18 protein-coding genes are annotated in these 15,173 nt (G+C 58.0%); 12 read left to right on the top strand and 6 right to left on the bottom strand.

The window, feature by feature from the left end; all coding sequences use genetic code 11:
- Positions 1–185: 185 nt before the first annotated feature.
- The gene (locus ACIPLA_RS19115; protein ID WP_218398711.1) at positions 186–2,207 is read left to right on the top strand and encodes an S-type pyocin domain-containing protein; all 2,022 of its coding nucleotides are present in this window, start codon (positions 186–188) and stop codon (positions 2,205–2,207) included.
- Complete coding sequence (locus ACIPLA_RS19110; RefSeq protein ID WP_218398710.1) at positions 2,204–2,461, top strand: immunity protein; 258 nt, start codon at positions 2,204–2,206, stop codon at positions 2,459–2,461. The genes ACIPLA_RS19115 and ACIPLA_RS19110 overlap by 4 nt, the downstream gene beginning before the upstream one ends.
- A gap of 44 nt (positions 2,462–2,505) precedes the next feature.
- Here the strand turns inward: ACIPLA_RS19110 and ACIPLA_RS19105 are convergent, their stop codons facing one another.
- The 4 genes from ACIPLA_RS19105 to ACIPLA_RS19090 all read right to left on the bottom strand — a co-directional run bounded on the left by ACIPLA_RS19105 (position 2,506) and on the right by ACIPLA_RS19090 (position 5,936).
- Positions 2,506–3,417, bottom strand: coding sequence for an SDR family oxidoreductase (locus tag ACIPLA_RS19105; RefSeq protein WP_401175030.1), 912 nt, complete (start codon positions 3,415–3,417; stop codon positions 2,506–2,508).
- 122 nt (positions 3,418–3,539) lie between these two features.
- Positions 3,540–4,442, bottom strand: a complete 903-nt coding sequence (locus tag ACIPLA_RS19100; protein WP_218398709.1) for an alpha/beta fold hydrolase — start codon at positions 4,440–4,442, stop codon at positions 3,540–3,542.
- Positions 4,443–5,225, bottom strand: coding sequence for a class II aldolase/adducin family protein (locus ACIPLA_RS19095; RefSeq protein ID WP_218398708.1), 783 nt, complete (start codon positions 5,223–5,225; stop codon positions 4,443–4,445).
- A gap of 255 nt (positions 5,226–5,480) precedes the next feature.
- Positions 5,481–5,936 (bottom strand): flavodoxin, encoded by a 456-nt coding sequence (locus tag ACIPLA_RS19090; protein ID WP_401175026.1) that lies wholly within the window; start codon positions 5,934–5,936, stop codon positions 5,481–5,483.
- 103 nt (positions 5,937–6,039) lie between these two features.
- Between ACIPLA_RS19090 and ACIPLA_RS19085 the strand changes: the two genes are divergently transcribed.
- Both ACIPLA_RS19085 and ACIPLA_RS19080 read left to right on the top strand, forming a co-directional pair.
- Entirely contained in the window at positions 6,040–6,516 is a 477-nt protein-coding gene (locus ACIPLA_RS19085) for a PAS domain-containing protein (RefSeq protein ID WP_401175024.1), read from the top strand.
- Between the two features lie 54 nt (positions 6,517–6,570).
- Positions 6,571–7,176 carry a hypothetical protein gene (locus tag ACIPLA_RS19080; RefSeq protein ID WP_007901651.1) on the top strand — a complete coding sequence of 202 codons (606 nt, stop codon included), beginning with the start codon at positions 6,571–6,573 and terminating at the stop codon, positions 7,174–7,176.
- A 19-nt stretch (positions 7,177–7,195) separates the two neighbouring features.
- On the opposite strand, the gene ACIPLA_RS19075 is transcribed toward ACIPLA_RS19080, so the two are convergent.
- Positions 7,196–8,155: a MerR family transcriptional regulator gene (locus ACIPLA_RS19075; protein WP_401175022.1), complete on the bottom strand. Its 960-nt coding sequence runs from the start codon at positions 8,153–8,155 to the stop codon at positions 7,196–7,198.
- 209 nt (positions 8,156–8,364) lie between these two features.
- Between ACIPLA_RS19075 and ACIPLA_RS19070 the strand changes: the two genes are divergently transcribed.
- The 7 genes from ACIPLA_RS19070 (at position 8,365) to ACIPLA_RS19040 (ending at position 12,934) form a co-directional block, all read left to right on the top strand.
- Complete coding sequence (locus ACIPLA_RS19070) at positions 8,365–8,934, top strand: antibiotic biosynthesis monooxygenase (protein ID WP_401175020.1); 570 nt, start codon at positions 8,365–8,367, stop codon at positions 8,932–8,934.
- A 176-nt stretch (positions 8,935–9,110) separates the two neighbouring features.
- On the top strand, positions 9,111–9,821 hold the full coding sequence (gene folM / locus ACIPLA_RS19065) for a dihydromonapterin reductase (RefSeq protein WP_218398703.1): 711 nt from the start codon (positions 9,111–9,113) through the stop codon (positions 9,819–9,821).
- A gap of 22 nt (positions 9,822–9,843) precedes the next feature.
- Positions 9,844–10,419 (top strand): GTP cyclohydrolase I FolE, encoded by a 576-nt coding sequence (folE, locus tag ACIPLA_RS19060; RefSeq protein ID WP_123501388.1) that lies wholly within the window; start codon positions 9,844–9,846, stop codon positions 10,417–10,419.
- A 2-nt stretch (positions 10,420–10,421) separates the two neighbouring features.
- Entirely contained in the window at positions 10,422–10,793 is a 372-nt protein-coding gene (folX, locus tag ACIPLA_RS19055) for a dihydroneopterin triphosphate 2'-epimerase (protein WP_007901645.1), read from the top strand.
- 68 nt (positions 10,794–10,861) lie between these two features.
- On the top strand, positions 10,862–11,158 hold the full coding sequence (locus tag ACIPLA_RS19050; protein ID WP_018927179.1) for a DUF1244 domain-containing protein: 297 nt from the start codon (positions 10,862–10,864) through the stop codon (positions 11,156–11,158).
- Positions 11,151–11,489, top strand: coding sequence for a HopJ type III effector protein (locus ACIPLA_RS19045; protein ID WP_192346194.1), 339 nt, complete (start codon positions 11,151–11,153; stop codon positions 11,487–11,489). The genes ACIPLA_RS19050 and ACIPLA_RS19045 overlap by 8 nt, the downstream gene beginning before the upstream one ends.
- A 194-nt stretch (positions 11,490–11,683) precedes the next feature.
- Positions 11,684–12,934 (top strand): aspartate aminotransferase family protein, encoded by a 1,251-nt coding sequence (locus tag ACIPLA_RS19040; RefSeq protein WP_192346196.1) that lies wholly within the window; start codon positions 11,684–11,686, stop codon positions 12,932–12,934.
- A 191-nt stretch (positions 12,935–13,125) separates the two neighbouring features.
- Here the strand turns inward: ACIPLA_RS19040 and trxB are convergent, their stop codons facing one another.
- Positions 13,126–14,082 (bottom strand): thioredoxin-disulfide reductase, encoded by a 957-nt coding sequence (gene trxB / locus ACIPLA_RS19035; protein ID WP_008070552.1) that lies wholly within the window; start codon positions 14,080–14,082, stop codon positions 13,126–13,128.
- 316 nt (positions 14,083–14,398) lie between these two features.
- Between trxB and cysZ the strand changes: the two genes are divergently transcribed.
- The gene (gene cysZ, locus ACIPLA_RS19030) at positions 14,399–15,154 is read left to right on the top strand and encodes a sulfate transporter CysZ (protein ID WP_401175012.1); all 756 of its coding nucleotides are present in this window, start codon (positions 14,399–14,401) and stop codon (positions 15,152–15,154) included.
- Positions 15,155–15,173 lie beyond the last annotated feature (19 nt).

The raw sequence follows: 15,173 nt of genomic DNA, 5'->3' as shown, positions 1-15,173 counted from the left end.
CGACTATACGAGTGGTTCCCTACGTACTTCTCGGACCCATGACTTCCAATTCCACTGTAACGTAAAGCAATAACTTATCAATCAATGGAAGAGCACTCTCTACTGCGACAAACCAGAATATCTTCTGAAACCTATATCCATTGATCACATAGAAACCCTGAACAGCAAATTCAAAGGAATTGAATATGCAGAAACCGCCATTAATTCTTGATGCAACACATATTACTGCAGAGGCCCCAGATAACTGGGACCCCTTTAAGGACACCACGCAGGGCTATTCATTTAGCGGTATGTTCGGGCCGGCAGGGGCCAACCATAAAACCCGCGAAATAATGTACGGCACTCAGATAGCCCTTGAACAAGAGTTCGGTGCAAAGTCCACATTATTAGCACAATCAATTGAGGCCGAGCTGGCCTCGACACGGCTGGAAGGCCCAACGCATCCTCTATCGCCGGCGGCGGCATTGATTCGCGAACTGGGTGTCAGAAACACGCTGATTCAACGCAAGACTGCAGAACTTCACGGACAGACCGCCATCGCCAACCGCTTTTATGGAAGTGATCCGATTGGCAAAAACTTCAATGATTTTCTGAATCGGGCCTCAGCTATCCGGCGAGCGGACCGGTCAGCCGCAGTACGGGAGTTGTGGAGCCAATCCTACCGGGCAGCTCATGAAGCGAGGCTTCTGAGCCAAGCCATCCAGCTTCTCAATCAGCAACAGGTCAACGTGCTCAACTGGCTGGCTGCTGTGCAAGCCGAAGATCAGGCGCGAATGGCAGCGGAGCAGGAAGCCCGACGGATCGCCGCCGAGTTGGCACGGATCAACGAGCAAGCTGAGGCCCTTGCTCGAGAGCAGGCACGCCTTGCAGCGCTGGCTGAGGATCAACGACTGGCTACCGAACAAGCGCTCGTTGCCGCCGAAGCCGCCGCACGACAAGTGGCTGTCGAACAAGCACGGCTTGCAGCACTGGCTGAGGCTCAACGTCAGGCAGAACTGCTTCGTGTTGAAGCTGAACGGCAGGAGCACGAGAAACAGCAAGCGGCTTCAGCAGCCCTGCGGGTATATCCCGCTATGGGAGCGACAGCCTCTTCCAGCCCGGTATTTTCCTTCGCCTCGACCGCCGTCATCCTCGCTCCCGAAACATCGGCCGCGATAATCACCGCACTGCGTTCGGCATTGCAGGTGGCAACTGCGGCAGGCGCCGCGACACTGGGCTTGGCACTGATCGGTTTCGCCGCTCTGCTGACGCCTTCGCGCCTGGGAAACGGCGAACGCTTTACGATGAGCGTACCGCTCGCGGAACTGACGTCAGAAAGCGCACAGTCACTGCGAGCGATCGCGGACCGGCAAGGAACACTGGATCTGCCGGTCGGGATTGGCTACAGACCCATCGGCTCAGGCGCAGAGGTGTTTGTCATCACGGCCGACGGGTTCGACATTCGCCCCAGCGTTCCGGTGAGGCACGCAACATTCGATGCGCAGAACAACGTTTATCGGCTAGGCCTGCCTGACTCGCCAACCAATACCCTGACCTGGACACCCGCCGTCACACCGGGTAACAGCTCGACCGAACGGCCGATTGTTCAGGCTGATACGCCGACGTATCCCGGAATCCCGATCGTGCCCCTCGAAGGGCGTCTGGATTTGCATCCCATACTGGTGGAGGGTTGGGACAGGTCCATCATCGTCTTTCCAGATGATTCGGGTATTGCGCCGCTGTATGTCGTTATCAGCAGTCCCTATCAAGGGGCTTCCGTCAAAGGTAAATACAGCGGGCGTCTTTTCAATCCGGAGCAGGCGGGAGGGCCGATACTGGATCTGGACTGGCGCACGGCTGTCATTACCCAAACCGGAATTGATGCTGTGAAATTACACATCGCACGACTCGATCAATCCGATGCCAATGACATGATGGTGCAACGCCTTGAGAAAATCCTTAACGGATACTCGCAGCTCACTGACACGGATCTGCGCTACTACACTCATGAGATGAGGGAGCTTGAGAGGTTTCGAGCGCTGGGGCTCAGCGATGACTTCAAACCCGACAAAGATTTGCCGATCTGGAACAACGCGCACACGGCGACCCTGGAAGACTTCAAGCTTCATGATGATGAGTCGTTGCTCTACACAAAAGACGCCATAACGGCTGCGGATAGACAAGATGAAATATTTTTCAAGAATTTTTTGAAAGGAGGCAAACAGTGAGCATCGTCGAGCAAGTAGTTAAAAATGAAACAGTAGAAGATGTCTTGACCGTTTTCGCACTCGGTTCCGCTATTCCATCTCTAGACAGAATGTTTGGACGCTATCGACATGAAGTCATTGAAAGTGGCGAGCTGCTGAAAACCTATGCAAGGCTTTTCGAGGAGGGTGTACTGGCCAACGGTGAAGGCCCTGTCGCTATCAAAGGCCCGAACTGGAAAGCTCCCAAGTTCATGATCGAAAACAAATACTCTTAACTAGCAATTCGGCCACCAAGCCTCAGCTTGGTGGCCCCCTCCACTTAAATCGAATACTTCTGCAAGTTCTCCATCATTTCCTTCAGCGCCTCAATATTGTCCTTCGGATGCGCGGCCCCCTCAAAATCACAAATCTGCTGCCAATGCGCCGCCACATCTTCCGGAGAGAAACCAACCCGCGGATCAAACCCGGCGCCCAGGCTGCGCTCCCAGCGCACTTTGCCCATCCAGCCGCCACCCACTTCGAATAGCCCCGAAGTTTCCTGGCAATGTTCGCTGGCCAGGTACACCACCAGCGGGCTGACCAGCTCCGGTTTGAGTTGCTCGAACACGTGTGGCGGGATCAGGCCTTCGGTCATGCGGGTGCCGCCGGTCGGGGCGATGGCATTGACCAGGATGTTGTTCTTGCGGCCTTCGATGGCGAGTGTGCGGGTCAGGCCATAGAGGCCGAGTTTGGCCATGCCGTAGTTGGACTGACCGAAGTTGCCGTAGATACCCGAGGTCGAGGCAGTGAAGATCACGCGGCCATAGTTTTGCTCGCGCATGTGCGGCCAGGCGGCGCGGGTGACCTTGTAGGCGCCTTCGACGTGGACGCGGTAAACCAGGTCCCAGTCGCTGTCGTCCATTTTGTGAAAGGTCTTGTCTCGCAGGATGCCGGCGTTGTTCACCACAACATCGACACGGCCGAATGTGTCGAGGGCGTGTTGCACGATTTTGTCACCGTCGGTGACGGAATCGTGGTTGGCCTCGGCGATACCGCCCGCTTCGCGAATTTCTGCGACCACACGATCGGCAGCCGATGCATTGGCGCCTTCGCCTTGAGCCGAACCGCCGAGATCATTGACCAGCACTTTGGCGCCCTGCTTTGCGAACAGCAGCGCGTGCGCCCGCCCCAAACCACCGCCCGCACCGGTGACGATCACCACTTTATCTTCGAAGCGCACAGACTCATTCATGGGGAACTCCAGCAGGCCAAGGGACATTGCAAGGGATAATGAGTGCGAGTGTCAGCCACGGGGCTGCCGGTCACAATGAACACGGGGGCGGCTGAATGGTGCGCAATAAGGCAGCGGGATAGTCAGGAACACGCCACTTTACGCGGCGGTGAAACCAGCCGGTCGCGAAACTCCAGATAGTGCTTGAGCACCTGCGCCGGCGCTTCGATCTGCGGGTAATGGCCGATTTCAGGTAGCAGAATGGTGTCCGGGTCGGGAATCAGTTGCCGATAGCGCGCCACCATGTGCGCGCCAGAAACCGGATCGACCTCGCCATCGATGACCCGCAACGGCACCTCGCCACGCTGCATGGCACTGACCCAACGTTCACGCTGGACACGGCGCTGCGGGATATAACTGATCAATTTGTGCATGATCCGTTGCCCGTGATTGCTGTCGACCAGGCTCCAGAAATCATCCAGTTCACTTTCCGTGGGCCGGGTCTGCGGACCGAAGACCTGCTGGAAACTCTTCACCAACGCGTCTCGGGTAAAGGCTCGCCCGATCATCCAGCCCAAAGGGCTGAGCAGGAGTTTTTGCATCAACACCGGGTGATGGGTTTCGGGAAACAGCCCGCCATTGAGGAACACGCAACTGGCGATATCAGCGCGCGTTTCATAGTGCCGGGCCAACAGCTCCTGGGCCACGCTGTCGCCATAATCGTGTGCCAAAATGTGAACGGGTTGGTCAACGTTCAGATGCGCCAGCAAGGCCTGTTGCAAATCGGCCTGTGCCAGCAGGCTATAGTCGTCGTTCACCGGTTTGGCCGAATCGCCGAAACCGAGCATGTCGCAGGCAATCACCCGATAGCGCTGCGCCAGTGGCTGCCACAGGTAATGCCAGTCCCAGCTGGCGGTCGGGAAGCCATGGATCAACAACAGCGGTTCGCCTTGCCCCGCGGCCCAATAGCGCAGGGGCTGACCGCGGAATACGAAGGTCTGGCCGCGTTTGCGCCAGACACATAAAGGAATCTCGGCGAGGGCCATTTAGAGTTTATAACCGGGGTCTTGTTTATCGAGTTTGCGCAGCAGCGCCGGCCAGGCCAGCGCGCCGCCCATCCCTTGAGCACTTTTGGTGACACCGGCGATCATCGCCTTGGCACCCGCCAGAATCTGCGGTTCGATGGCGATCAGCTCCGCACCACCGTTCTGCGCCAGCACTTGAATCTCGCAGGCGCGCTGAAAGGTAAACATCATCAGGAACGTGTCGGCGATGGTGCCGCCACAAGTCAGCAGACCGTGGTTGTGCAGCATCAGGAAATTGCTTTCTCCGAGGTCGGCTTGCAGTCGCGCCTTTTCTTCATGGTTCAGCGCAACGCCTTCGTAGGCGTGACAGGCCAGGCTGGAAAGGACGAACAAGGACTGCTGACTGATCGGCAAGATGCCCTGCTTCTGCGCCGATACCGCCACCCCCGCCGCTGTGTGGGTGTGCAGTACACACACGACGTCATGACGGACTTCATGCACGGCGCTGTGGATGGTGTAACCCGCCGGATTGATCTCGTAAGGGCTGTCCATCAGCTTGTTGCCGGCCTGATCGACCTTGACCAGGCTCGACGCGGTGATTTCATGGAACATCAGCCCGAACGGGTTGATCAGAAAGTCTTCAGTGCCCGGCACCTTGGCGGAAATATGCGTGAAAATCAGATCGTCCCAGCCGTGCAAGGCGACCAGACGATAACAGGCGGCCAGATCGACGCGGGTCTGCCATTCGGCGGCACTGACTTTGTCTTTGATGCTGTGTGGCGATTGGACGGGGGCTACGCTCACGGCAAGGATTCTCTTTTTTATTTTTCTGGGTTTTTATTGTTTTTTGCTGCGTTACAGCAGTCTAGTCAGCCCCCGGACTTCGTGTAGTTGCATTGGCAGCCAGCTTGATGGCCGAGCGAGTCAGTGCGCGGGTGAGTCTGGATCCATTGTCAGAGCACCCGCGAACGTGTGGGAGCGAGCCTGCTCGCGATGACGGCGGCAGCTTCAGCATCAATGTTGCCTGACCCGCCGCTATCGCGAGCAGGCTTGCACACGTCAGCCTCGCAGTGCGCTGACCAGCTCCGCCAGCCAAGGCTCAGCGTCGGTTTCCGGCGTCACGGTTTCGCTGGCGTCCAGGCGCAGCATCGGCAGGACTTCACGCACGCCCAGTTCGCCGAACAATTCGCGCATTTGTTCGCCGCCGCCGCAGAACGTATCGCCATAACTGGAGTCGCCCAAACCGAGCACCGCGCCCGGCAAACCACGCCAGGCCGCCGGCAACTGATCGCGGATGGCGAAATACAGCGGTTGCAGATTGTCCGGCAACTCGCCCATGCCGGTGGTCGAGGTCACCGCCAAAAACGCTTCGGGGCCAAAAGCTTGAACATCGGCGAGGGTCGCACGCGGGTTGTGCAATGTTTCAAAACCGGCGGCGTTCAAAATGCTTGCAGCGTGACGGGCGACTTCTTCAGCCGTGCCGTACACCGAGCCGGAAAGGATGGCGACTTTCATCAATCTGATCCTGAATCTAAATAAAAGTAGGAGATATTAACAGCACCGCCCTTATTGATCTTTTAGAATGCAGCGTATCAATCAATACGCAAAGGACTCTGCGATGATCAATGCCCAACTGCTGCAAATGGTGATCAACGCCTCCAACGACGGCATCGTGATTGCCGAAAAGGAAGGCGAACAGGACAACATCCTGATTTACGTAAACCCGGCATTCGAGCGCCTGACCGGTTATTCCAGCGAAGAAATCCTCTATCAGGATTGCCGTTTTTTGCAGGCAGGGGACCGGGATCAGCCAGCCCTCGCCTTGATTCGGCAGGCGTTGGGCAGTGGCGGCTCTTGCCGGGAAATCCTCAGGAATTACCGCAAGGACGGCACTCCGTTCTGGAACGAACTGTCGCTTTCCACGGTAAAAAACCCGGACGACGGGCAAACCTATTTCGTCGGGGTGCAGAAAGACGTCACGGTTCAGGTCAAGGCGCAGCAGCGAGTCGCGCAGCTGGAAGCGCAATTGGCCGAGGCACAGGCAGAAATTGCCGCACTCAAAACGACGAACGGCTCAAACCAATCTGCGAATTAGTGGTCATTTACTACAATCACCGATGACTTTGTAATTATTTCTTTCGAGCAAACCATGCAGCGCGACGCACTCCTGACGCAGGATGAGCTGGATTTTATCCAGAACATGCAACACAACCCGCAACTCAATGTGCGGGATGCGACGTCGAGTCTGCTCGTCAACGGTGGCTCGCAGATTCGTGACTTGCTCACCCGCCTGGCTGCTCATGAGCAAGTCACTATCCAGGCCAATTTCGAAAATCAGCAAATGACCTTCCCGCTGCACTTGGTGGAAGATGAATTTCACGCCATGCATCTACGCCTCGGCGTCCCCAGCATCTATGAAGACGGGCCGATGATTCGGCCATGGCGCCTGGTGCTCGAAGAGCCCGTGGCACTGGAAAATGCCAAGGGCCAACCCGGCACGATGTGGGTGCATGAAATATCGTTCAAAGGGGTTTTGCTGGAGGTTCGCAACAAGACCAAGGCGCCGAAGCATTTCGCGTTGTGGTTCAGCCCGTCAGGTTATGAGCGGATTGCGTTGCGCGGCACCTTCGAGCGTGAAACCGAGCAGGGTTTCTACGCCTACGAATTGAGCCAGAGTGACAAGGACGAAACCGAACGCCTGCGTCAGTACATTCTTCAGCAACATCGCCTGACCCATCCTGCCCTGCATATCTGATCTTTCAGTCTATCTACGCTCAGGTATCCAGGTTTCCCGCCAGGAACTGCTTCAGACGCTGGCGCATCAACACTCCCTCGCTTCCCAGACAACCGATCGATGATCCAGCCAGGCTCTCCTGCGCCAGGTCCGATGCCTCTCCGGCCAGCAACACCTGACAATCCAGACTCATGGCCAAGCGTTTCAAACGTCTAGGCAGTTCCCCCGCCGGCGCGTGGTTGGAAATTATTATCAGTGCCTTGGGCCTGATCTTCTCGCAGACCAGAACCAACTCTTCGAAGGGCTGACCGATCGCCAACAACTGAATAGCCGAATCGACGCTGCTCAGATACAGCGCCGTGACCAACACGTCGAGTTCACGGCATTGATCGGCCAAGGCGCAGACAATGACTCGTCGCGGTTGCATGACTCGCACCAGCAACAGGCGTTGCAACACTCGAGATCGTAGAAAACCATCCAGAAAAAGCCACTCGCTGATCTGACCGAACGCTTCATGGCGTTGTAGCAATAGCTTCCAGACCGGAATCAGAATGTCCTGAAATACCACCGTCAGCGGGTAACTGGAAAAAACCTGACCGTAGACGTGCTCCAGCTGAACTTCGTCGAAAGCACTCACCGCAGCCTTGACCTGCTGCTGCCATTGGTCATAGTTGGCTTGAACGAGTTCGTTGGGAATGACCTGCGCCAGTACTTTGAGCGGTTCGGTCTTGGCCAGTATCTTGCCGACCTTGCTGACGGCAACACCGCGTTCAATCCAGCCGAGGATGCTACGAACCCGCTCGATATCGGTCACCGAATACAAACGGTGCCCGCTTTCGGTGCGTGTGGGTTGTATCAAACCGTACCGCCGCTCCCATGCACGTAGCGTGACCGGGTTGACCCCTGTCAGACGCGCAACCTCACGGATCGGAAACAGTTCTTCTCGAATCAGGGAGGTGCTGAAGGGCAAGCCAGGTGCAAGGTCGGTCAGCACAGGCATTTTGTAATCTACGTCCCTGTATAAAGTTGGATCCATTCTAACTCCACTGCCCCATTAGTAATCAACACGCCGTTGAACTAATTGGCACAGACGTCCCAGAAAAAATCAGGAATAATCCTTGCTTGTCTTGAGACGCAGCCCACCACCCCGGCGCTGTGTCTGGCGAAGCTCTTATCCGGAGCGACGCGTTTGCCCTACGGAGATACAAAATGTCTACCTCACCCGTCACCCTGATGGTTGCGCGCCGCGTCGCCGATGGGCGTTACCAGGACCTGATGGCCTGGTTGCGCGAAGGCGAACAACTGGCCACCGATTTCCCCGGTTACCTGGGCTCTGGCGTACTGGCTCCGCCGCCCAATGATGACGAGTTCCAGATTATCTTCCGCTTCGCCGACGAGCAGACCATGCACGCCTGGGAGCATTCCGCATCGCGCACTGCCTGGCTGGGGCGCGGCAGTGATCTGTTTGCCAATCCTTCGGAACATCGGGTCAGTGGCATCGATGGCTGGTTCGGTGCGGTCGGCCAACGTCCGCCACGCTGGAAACAGGCCGTGGCCATCTGGCTGGCGTTCTTTCCGGTGTCCCTGTTGTTCAACTTTGTATTGGGGCCGCTGCTGGCTGAAACGGGTTTGCTGACCCGCGTGTTTGTCAGCACCCTGTGCCTGACGCCATTGATGGTGTATTTCTTCATTCCGCTGTCGACGCGTCTGCTGGCCGGGTGGCTGCAAACCCCATCGGCACGTCCGTTGCCCACCGAACCCACCCCCCAAAATCAATAACCCCTTTGTAGGAGCGAGGCTTGCCCGCGAAGAACGATGACACGGTTTGACAGATAGACCGAGTCGTCTCCTTCGCGGGCAAGCCTTGCTCCTACAAAAGCAAGGCCATCGCAGGACGTAGGTGAACAACTCCCGTCGCTGGTATAGTTTTGCTCTTACCGCGACGCGAGCCGTTCATGACCTCTACCGCAGCCCCAATCCTCATCACCGGTGCCGGCCAGCGTGTTGGCCTGCACTGTGCGCAGCGTTTGCTCGAAGACGGCCATCCGGTCATTTTCAGCTATCGCAGCGAACGCCCTGGTGTGCAAACCCTGCGTGATCTGGGGGCAACCTCGGTGTTTGCGGACTTTTCCAGCGAGGCCGGCATCCTTGCGTTCATCGGCGAACTGAAAAACCACACCGACAGTTTGCGGGCGGTTGTCCATAACGCTTCCGAATGGCTGGCCGAAACCCCGGGCACCGAAGCCGCGGCTTTCACCCGCATGTTCAGCGTGCACATGCTGGCGCCCTACCTGATCAACCTGCACTGTGCCGACCTGCTACGGCGTTCAAGTCCCGCCGACATCGTGCACATCAGCGATGATGTGACCCGCAGGGGCAGCAGCAAGCATATCGGCTACTGCGCCAGCAAAGCCGGGCTCGACAGCCTGACCCTGTCCTTTGCCGCGAAATACGCGCCCCGCATCAAGGTCAACGGTATCGCGCCAGCCCTGCTACTGTTCAATCCCGACGACGACGCGGCGTACCGCGCCAGGGTTCTGGCCAAATCGGCGCTGGGCATCGAGCCCGGCAGCGAAGTGATCTACCAGAGCCTGCGTTATTTGCTCGACAACCCTTATGTCACCGGCACGACCCTGACCGTCAACGGCGGACGGCACGTCAAATAAGCCGCTCCCGCGAGGATGTCCCATGACGTTATTCCCGCCACACAACTCCTTGTCCCAGAGCTATCGCGAGATCCTGATCGGCCTCGGTGAAAACCCCGACCGCGAAGGGCTGCAAGACACCCCGGTGCGCGCCGCCAAGGCGATGCAATACCTGTGTCATGGTTACGAGCAAAGTGTCGACGAGATCGTCAACGGCGCGCTGTTTGCCTCAGACAACGATGAAATGATCATCGTCGACAACATCGAGCTGTACTCGCTCTGCGAACATCACATGCTGCCCTTCATCGGCAAGGCTCATGTGGCTTATATTCCAACGGGCAAGGTGCTGGGCCTGTCAAAGATTGCGCGGCTTGTGGATATGTTCGCCCGCCGACTGCAAATCCAGGAAAACCTCACCCGGCAAATCGCCGACGCCGTGCAGCAAGTGACCGACGCCGCCGGTGTCGCGGTGGTCATCGAAGCCCAGCACATGTGCATGATGATGCGCGGCGTCGAAAAACAGAATTCGACCATGAACACCTCGGTGATGCTCGGCGCCTTCCGCGAGTCGAGTAATACCCGCCAGGAGTTCCTGCAATTGATTGGACGGAGCAAGTAGCAATGCCACAACTTCAACCAGGAATGGCACGCATCCGGGTCAAGGACCTGTGTTTGCGAACTTTCATCGGGATCAACGAGGACGAAATCCTCAACAAGCAGGATGTGCTGATCAACCTGACCATCCTGTACGCCGCTCAGGATGCAGTGCGTGACAACGATATCGATCACGCGTTGAATTACCGCACCATCACCAAGGCGATCATCGCCCACGTGGAGGGCAATCGCTTTGCCCTGCTCGAACGCCTGACCCAGGAATTGCTGGACCTGATCATGGTCAACGAGTCAGTCCTGTACGCCGAAGTCGAAGTCGACAAGCCCCATGCCCTGCGCTTTGCCGAGTCGGTATCGATTACCCTGGCCGCGAGCCGCTGACCGCGTCTGGCGCATCGGTCGCCAGGCTTTTATCATCCGCGCCACGATTTGATTGCACAGAGCCCATCATGAACGATCAACAACGCCTGGAACTTGAAGCCGCCGCCTTTCGCCGGCTGGTCGCGCACCTGGACAGCCGCAAGGACGTGCAGAACATCGACCTGATGAACCTCTCGGGTTTCTGCCGCAACTGCCTGTCCAAGTGGTACAAGGCCGCTGCCGATGAACGCCAGATCGACGTCAGCCTCGACGAAGCCCGCGAAGTGGTTTACGGCATGCCGTACGCCGAGTGGAAAGCCCAATACCAGAAAGAAGCCAGCGCCGACCAGCAAGCGGCGTTCGCCAAAGGAAAACCCAATGAGTGATTTGAACACCCTGCGCGCCAGCCTCAAGAGCGGCGAACACGCTTTCGCCGATACCTTGGCATTCATCGCAGCCGGTTACGACTATCAGCCCCAGGCGTTCAATAACGGCGGTGTGGAAAACGCCGCCGGGCAAAACGAAGGTTCGTGCAAGACCCTGGGCCTGGCATTACTGGAAGGCTTGAGTGATGAAGAAGCGCTGTTAGCGTTTGGCGAGCATTACCGTTCGGTGGTGGCCACGCCTGAAGGCAGCGACCACGGCAATATCCGCGCGTTGATCGCCCATGGCTTGGCCGGTGTGAAGTTCTCGCAGCAGCCACTGACTCGCCGCTGAACGCTTTTTGTAGGAGCGAGGCTTGCCCGCGAAGGCGATCCCAAGAACGCCATCGCCGGCAAGCCGTGCTCCTACAGGTATTAGCGGCACATCCCGACTTTTAATATTGACCCGGCGACTTTATTTCGTTTGCCGGGCACCGCTGCTCGCGGCTTAGATAAAAAGAAGCATCCCTTCTTCTGAGTCCGGTATCCATGAGCAGCGAAAACATCAGTCAGTCAATCAACATCGTTCATCCCGTCACGCTCAGCCACGGCAAAAACGCCGAGGTCTGGGGCACCGATGGCAAACGCTACATCGATTTCGTCGGTGGTATCGGCGTGCTGAACCTCGGCCATTGCCATCCACGCATCGTCGAGGCCATTCGCGAGCAAGCCACCCGGCTGACCCACTACGCGTTCAACGCCGCCCCGCATGCGCCTTACCTCGAACTGATGGATCGCCTGACGGCGTTTATCCCGGTGGATTACCCGGTCAGCGGCATGCTCACCAACAGCGGTGCAGAAGCGGCGGAAAACGCCCTGAAGATCGTCCGTGGCGCCACCGGCCGCACGGCAGTCATCGCCTTCGACGGCGCCTTCCACGGTCGCACACTCGCCACCCTCAACCTCAACGGCAAAGTCGCGCCCTACAAGCAGAAAGTCGGTGTGCTACCGGGGCCGGTGTTTCACCTGCCCTTCCCCAGCAAAGACAATGACGTGACCTGCGCCGAGGCCCTGAAGGCGATGGAGCGGCTGTTCAGCGTCGAAATCGACGTTGATGACGTGGCCTGTTTTATCGTCGAACCGGTACAGGGTGAAGCGGGTTTCCTGGCGATGGATGTGGAATTTGCCCAAGCGCTGCGACGTTTCTGTGATGACAAAGGCATCCTGCTGATCGCCGATGAAATCCAGTCCGGCTTCGGCCGTACCGGCCAGCGGTTTGCGTTCTCGCGATTGGGTATTGAACCGGACCTGATCCTGCTGGGCAAAAGCATTGCCGGCGGCGTGCCGCTGGGTGCGGTCGTCGGGCGCAAGTCGCTACTCGATAACTTGCCCAAGGGCGGATTGGGCGGCACCTATTCGGGTAATCCCATCGCCTGTGCCGCCGCGTTGGCGACCCTGGACGAAATGACTGACGCGCATCTGCACGCCTGGGGTGCGCAACAGGAAGAAGCGATTGTCAGCCGCTACGAATCCTGGCGAGCCCGCGAACTGTCACCGTATCTGGGCCGCTTGACCGGCGTCGGTGCCATGCGCGGCATCGAGCTGATCAATGCCGATGGCACACCGGCCTCGGCGCAGTTGACGCAGCTGCTGGCCCTTGCCCGAGACGCGGGCTTGCTGCTGATGCCCAGCGGCAAATCGCGGCACATCATTCGGCTGCTCGCGCCTTTAACTACAGAGGCGGCAGTGCTGGAGGAAGGGCTGGATATTCTTGAGGCGTGCCTCGCGAAATTGTCCTGATCCCAAAGTCCACGCAGTCCATGTGGGAGCGGGCTTGCTCGCGAATGCGGCATGTCAGTCGACATTCATATTGCCTGACACATCGCATTCGCGAGCAAGCCCGCTCCCACACCGGAAATGTGATCAGACATTAAATCGTGTACACAAAAAAACCGGCCGAAGCCGGTTTTTTGCTTTCTACAGAATCAGAATCAAGCGTTCTGCAGATCGTCGAGGTAGCGCTCGGCATCCAGTGCCGCCATGCAACCGGCGCCGGCCGAGGTGATGGCCTGACGGTAGACGTGGTCAGCCACGTCACCGGCAGCGAAGATGCCTTCGAGGTTGGTCGCAGTGGCGTTGCCGTCACGGCCGCCCTGCACAACCAGGTAGCCGTCTTTCAACGTCAGCTGACCTTCGAACAATGAAGTGTTCGGGGTGTGGCCGATGGCGATGAACACGCCGTCGACTTTCAGCTCGTCGAAGCTGCCGTCGTTGTTCTTCAGGCGAGCACCGGTCACGCCCATGTTGTCGCCCAGCACTTCGTCCAGGGTGGAGTTCAGTTTCAGGACAATCTTGCCTTCGGCAACCCGGGCATTGAGCTTGTCGATCAGGATCTTCTCGGCGCGGAACGTTTCGCGACGGTGGATCAAGGTTACGGTGCTGGCGATGTTGGCCAGGTACAGGGCTTCTTCCACAGCCGTATTACCGCCACCGACCACAGCCACGGGCTTGTTGCGATAGAAGAAACCGTCGCAGGTCGCACAGGCCGAAACGCCTTTGCCCATGAACGTTTCTTCCGACGGTAGGCCCAGGTAGCGGGCGCTGGCGCCGGTGGCGATGATGAGTGCGTCGCAGGTGTAGGTCGCGCTGTCGCCAATCAGGGTGTACGGCTTGGCGGCGAAGTCCACGGCATTGATGTGATCGAACACGATCTCGGTTTCAAAGCGCTCGGCGTGCTCTTTCATCCGCTCCATCAGCGCCGGGCCGGTCAGGCCGTGGACGTCGCCCGGCCAGTTGTCGACTTCGGTGGTGGTGGTCAGTTGACCGCCAGCCTGCATGCCAGTGATCAGCAGTGGCTTGAGGTTGGCACGGGCTGCGTAGACCGCAGCGCTGTAACCGGCAGGGCCGGAACCGAGAATAATCACTCGCGAATGACGAACTTCAGACATGACCTGCTCCTGTTGACCGGGCCCGAAACACTGGGCGCGGAACGCCGGATTGCCGGCGGGAATAAAAAAGGACCGTTGAAAGCACTTGGGGAAGGCTTGGGCTCGACAGTCCTGTAAAAAGAATGGGTGCAGCGTATCGAGGGGGCGAAGATTAAGGAAATACGGTTTAACAATCCAGCTCATAGGCGGTCTCTATCCCATCGAGGTGAATATATAGACGCCTTTGTTACAGTTAATGTCGATGCCGCTACCGCGCTTTCGCCTGTCAGGCAAAGCCGGTAAGGTCGGCGCGTTTACCCTTTGCTCGGAGCACGTTATGCCCGCCCCCGTTCTGTCTGGCCCGCAATACCTGCGCGAGGGCCTCAAGCTGGTCCTGAGTCCCAGCCTGCGCTTGTTCGTGTTGTTGCCGCTGGCAATCAACCTGGTGCTGTTCGTCGGATTGATCTATCTGGCTGGCCATCAGTTCAGTATGTGGGTCGATACGCTGATGCCGTCCCTGCCCGATTGGCTGAGCTTTCTGAGCTACGTCCTCTGGCCGATTTTTGTCGTGTTGGTGGTGTTGATGGTGTTTTTCACCTTCACCATGCTCGCCAACATCATCGCCGCGCCGTTCAATGGCTTCCTCGCGGAGAAAGTCGAAGTGGTGGTGCGCGGCACCGACGACTTCCCGGCCTTCAGCTGGGGCGAACTGATCGCCATGATCCCGCGCACCCTGTCCCGGGAAATGCGCAAACTCGGCTACTTCCTGCCCAGGGCCATCGGGCTGTTCATCCTGTCGTTGATCCCGGTGGTCAACATCATCGCCGCGCCGCTGTGGCTGCTGTTCGGGGTGTGGATGATGGCGATCCAGTACATCGATTACCCGGCGGATAACCACAAACTGGGCTGGAACGAAATGCTCGCCTGGCTGCGGCAGAAACGCTGGCAGAGCCTCGGTTTCGGCGGGAGCGTGTATCTGGTGTTGCTGATTCCGGTGGTCAACATTCTGATGATGCCGGCGGCAGTAGCCGGCGCAACGCTGTTCTGGGTACGTGAGCGTGGCGCGGAAAATCTGGTGGCAGAACACCGCTGATCGCGTCACAAATCCATCA

The organism is Pseudomonas sp. NPDC086112, assembly GCF_044746425.1.
Taxonomy (GTDB): Bacteria; Pseudomonadota; Gammaproteobacteria; order Pseudomonadales; family Pseudomonadaceae; genus Aquipseudomonas.
The sequence above is the reverse complement of the archived record's forward strand: the minus strand, read 5'-3'. Positions and strand labels throughout refer to the sequence as shown.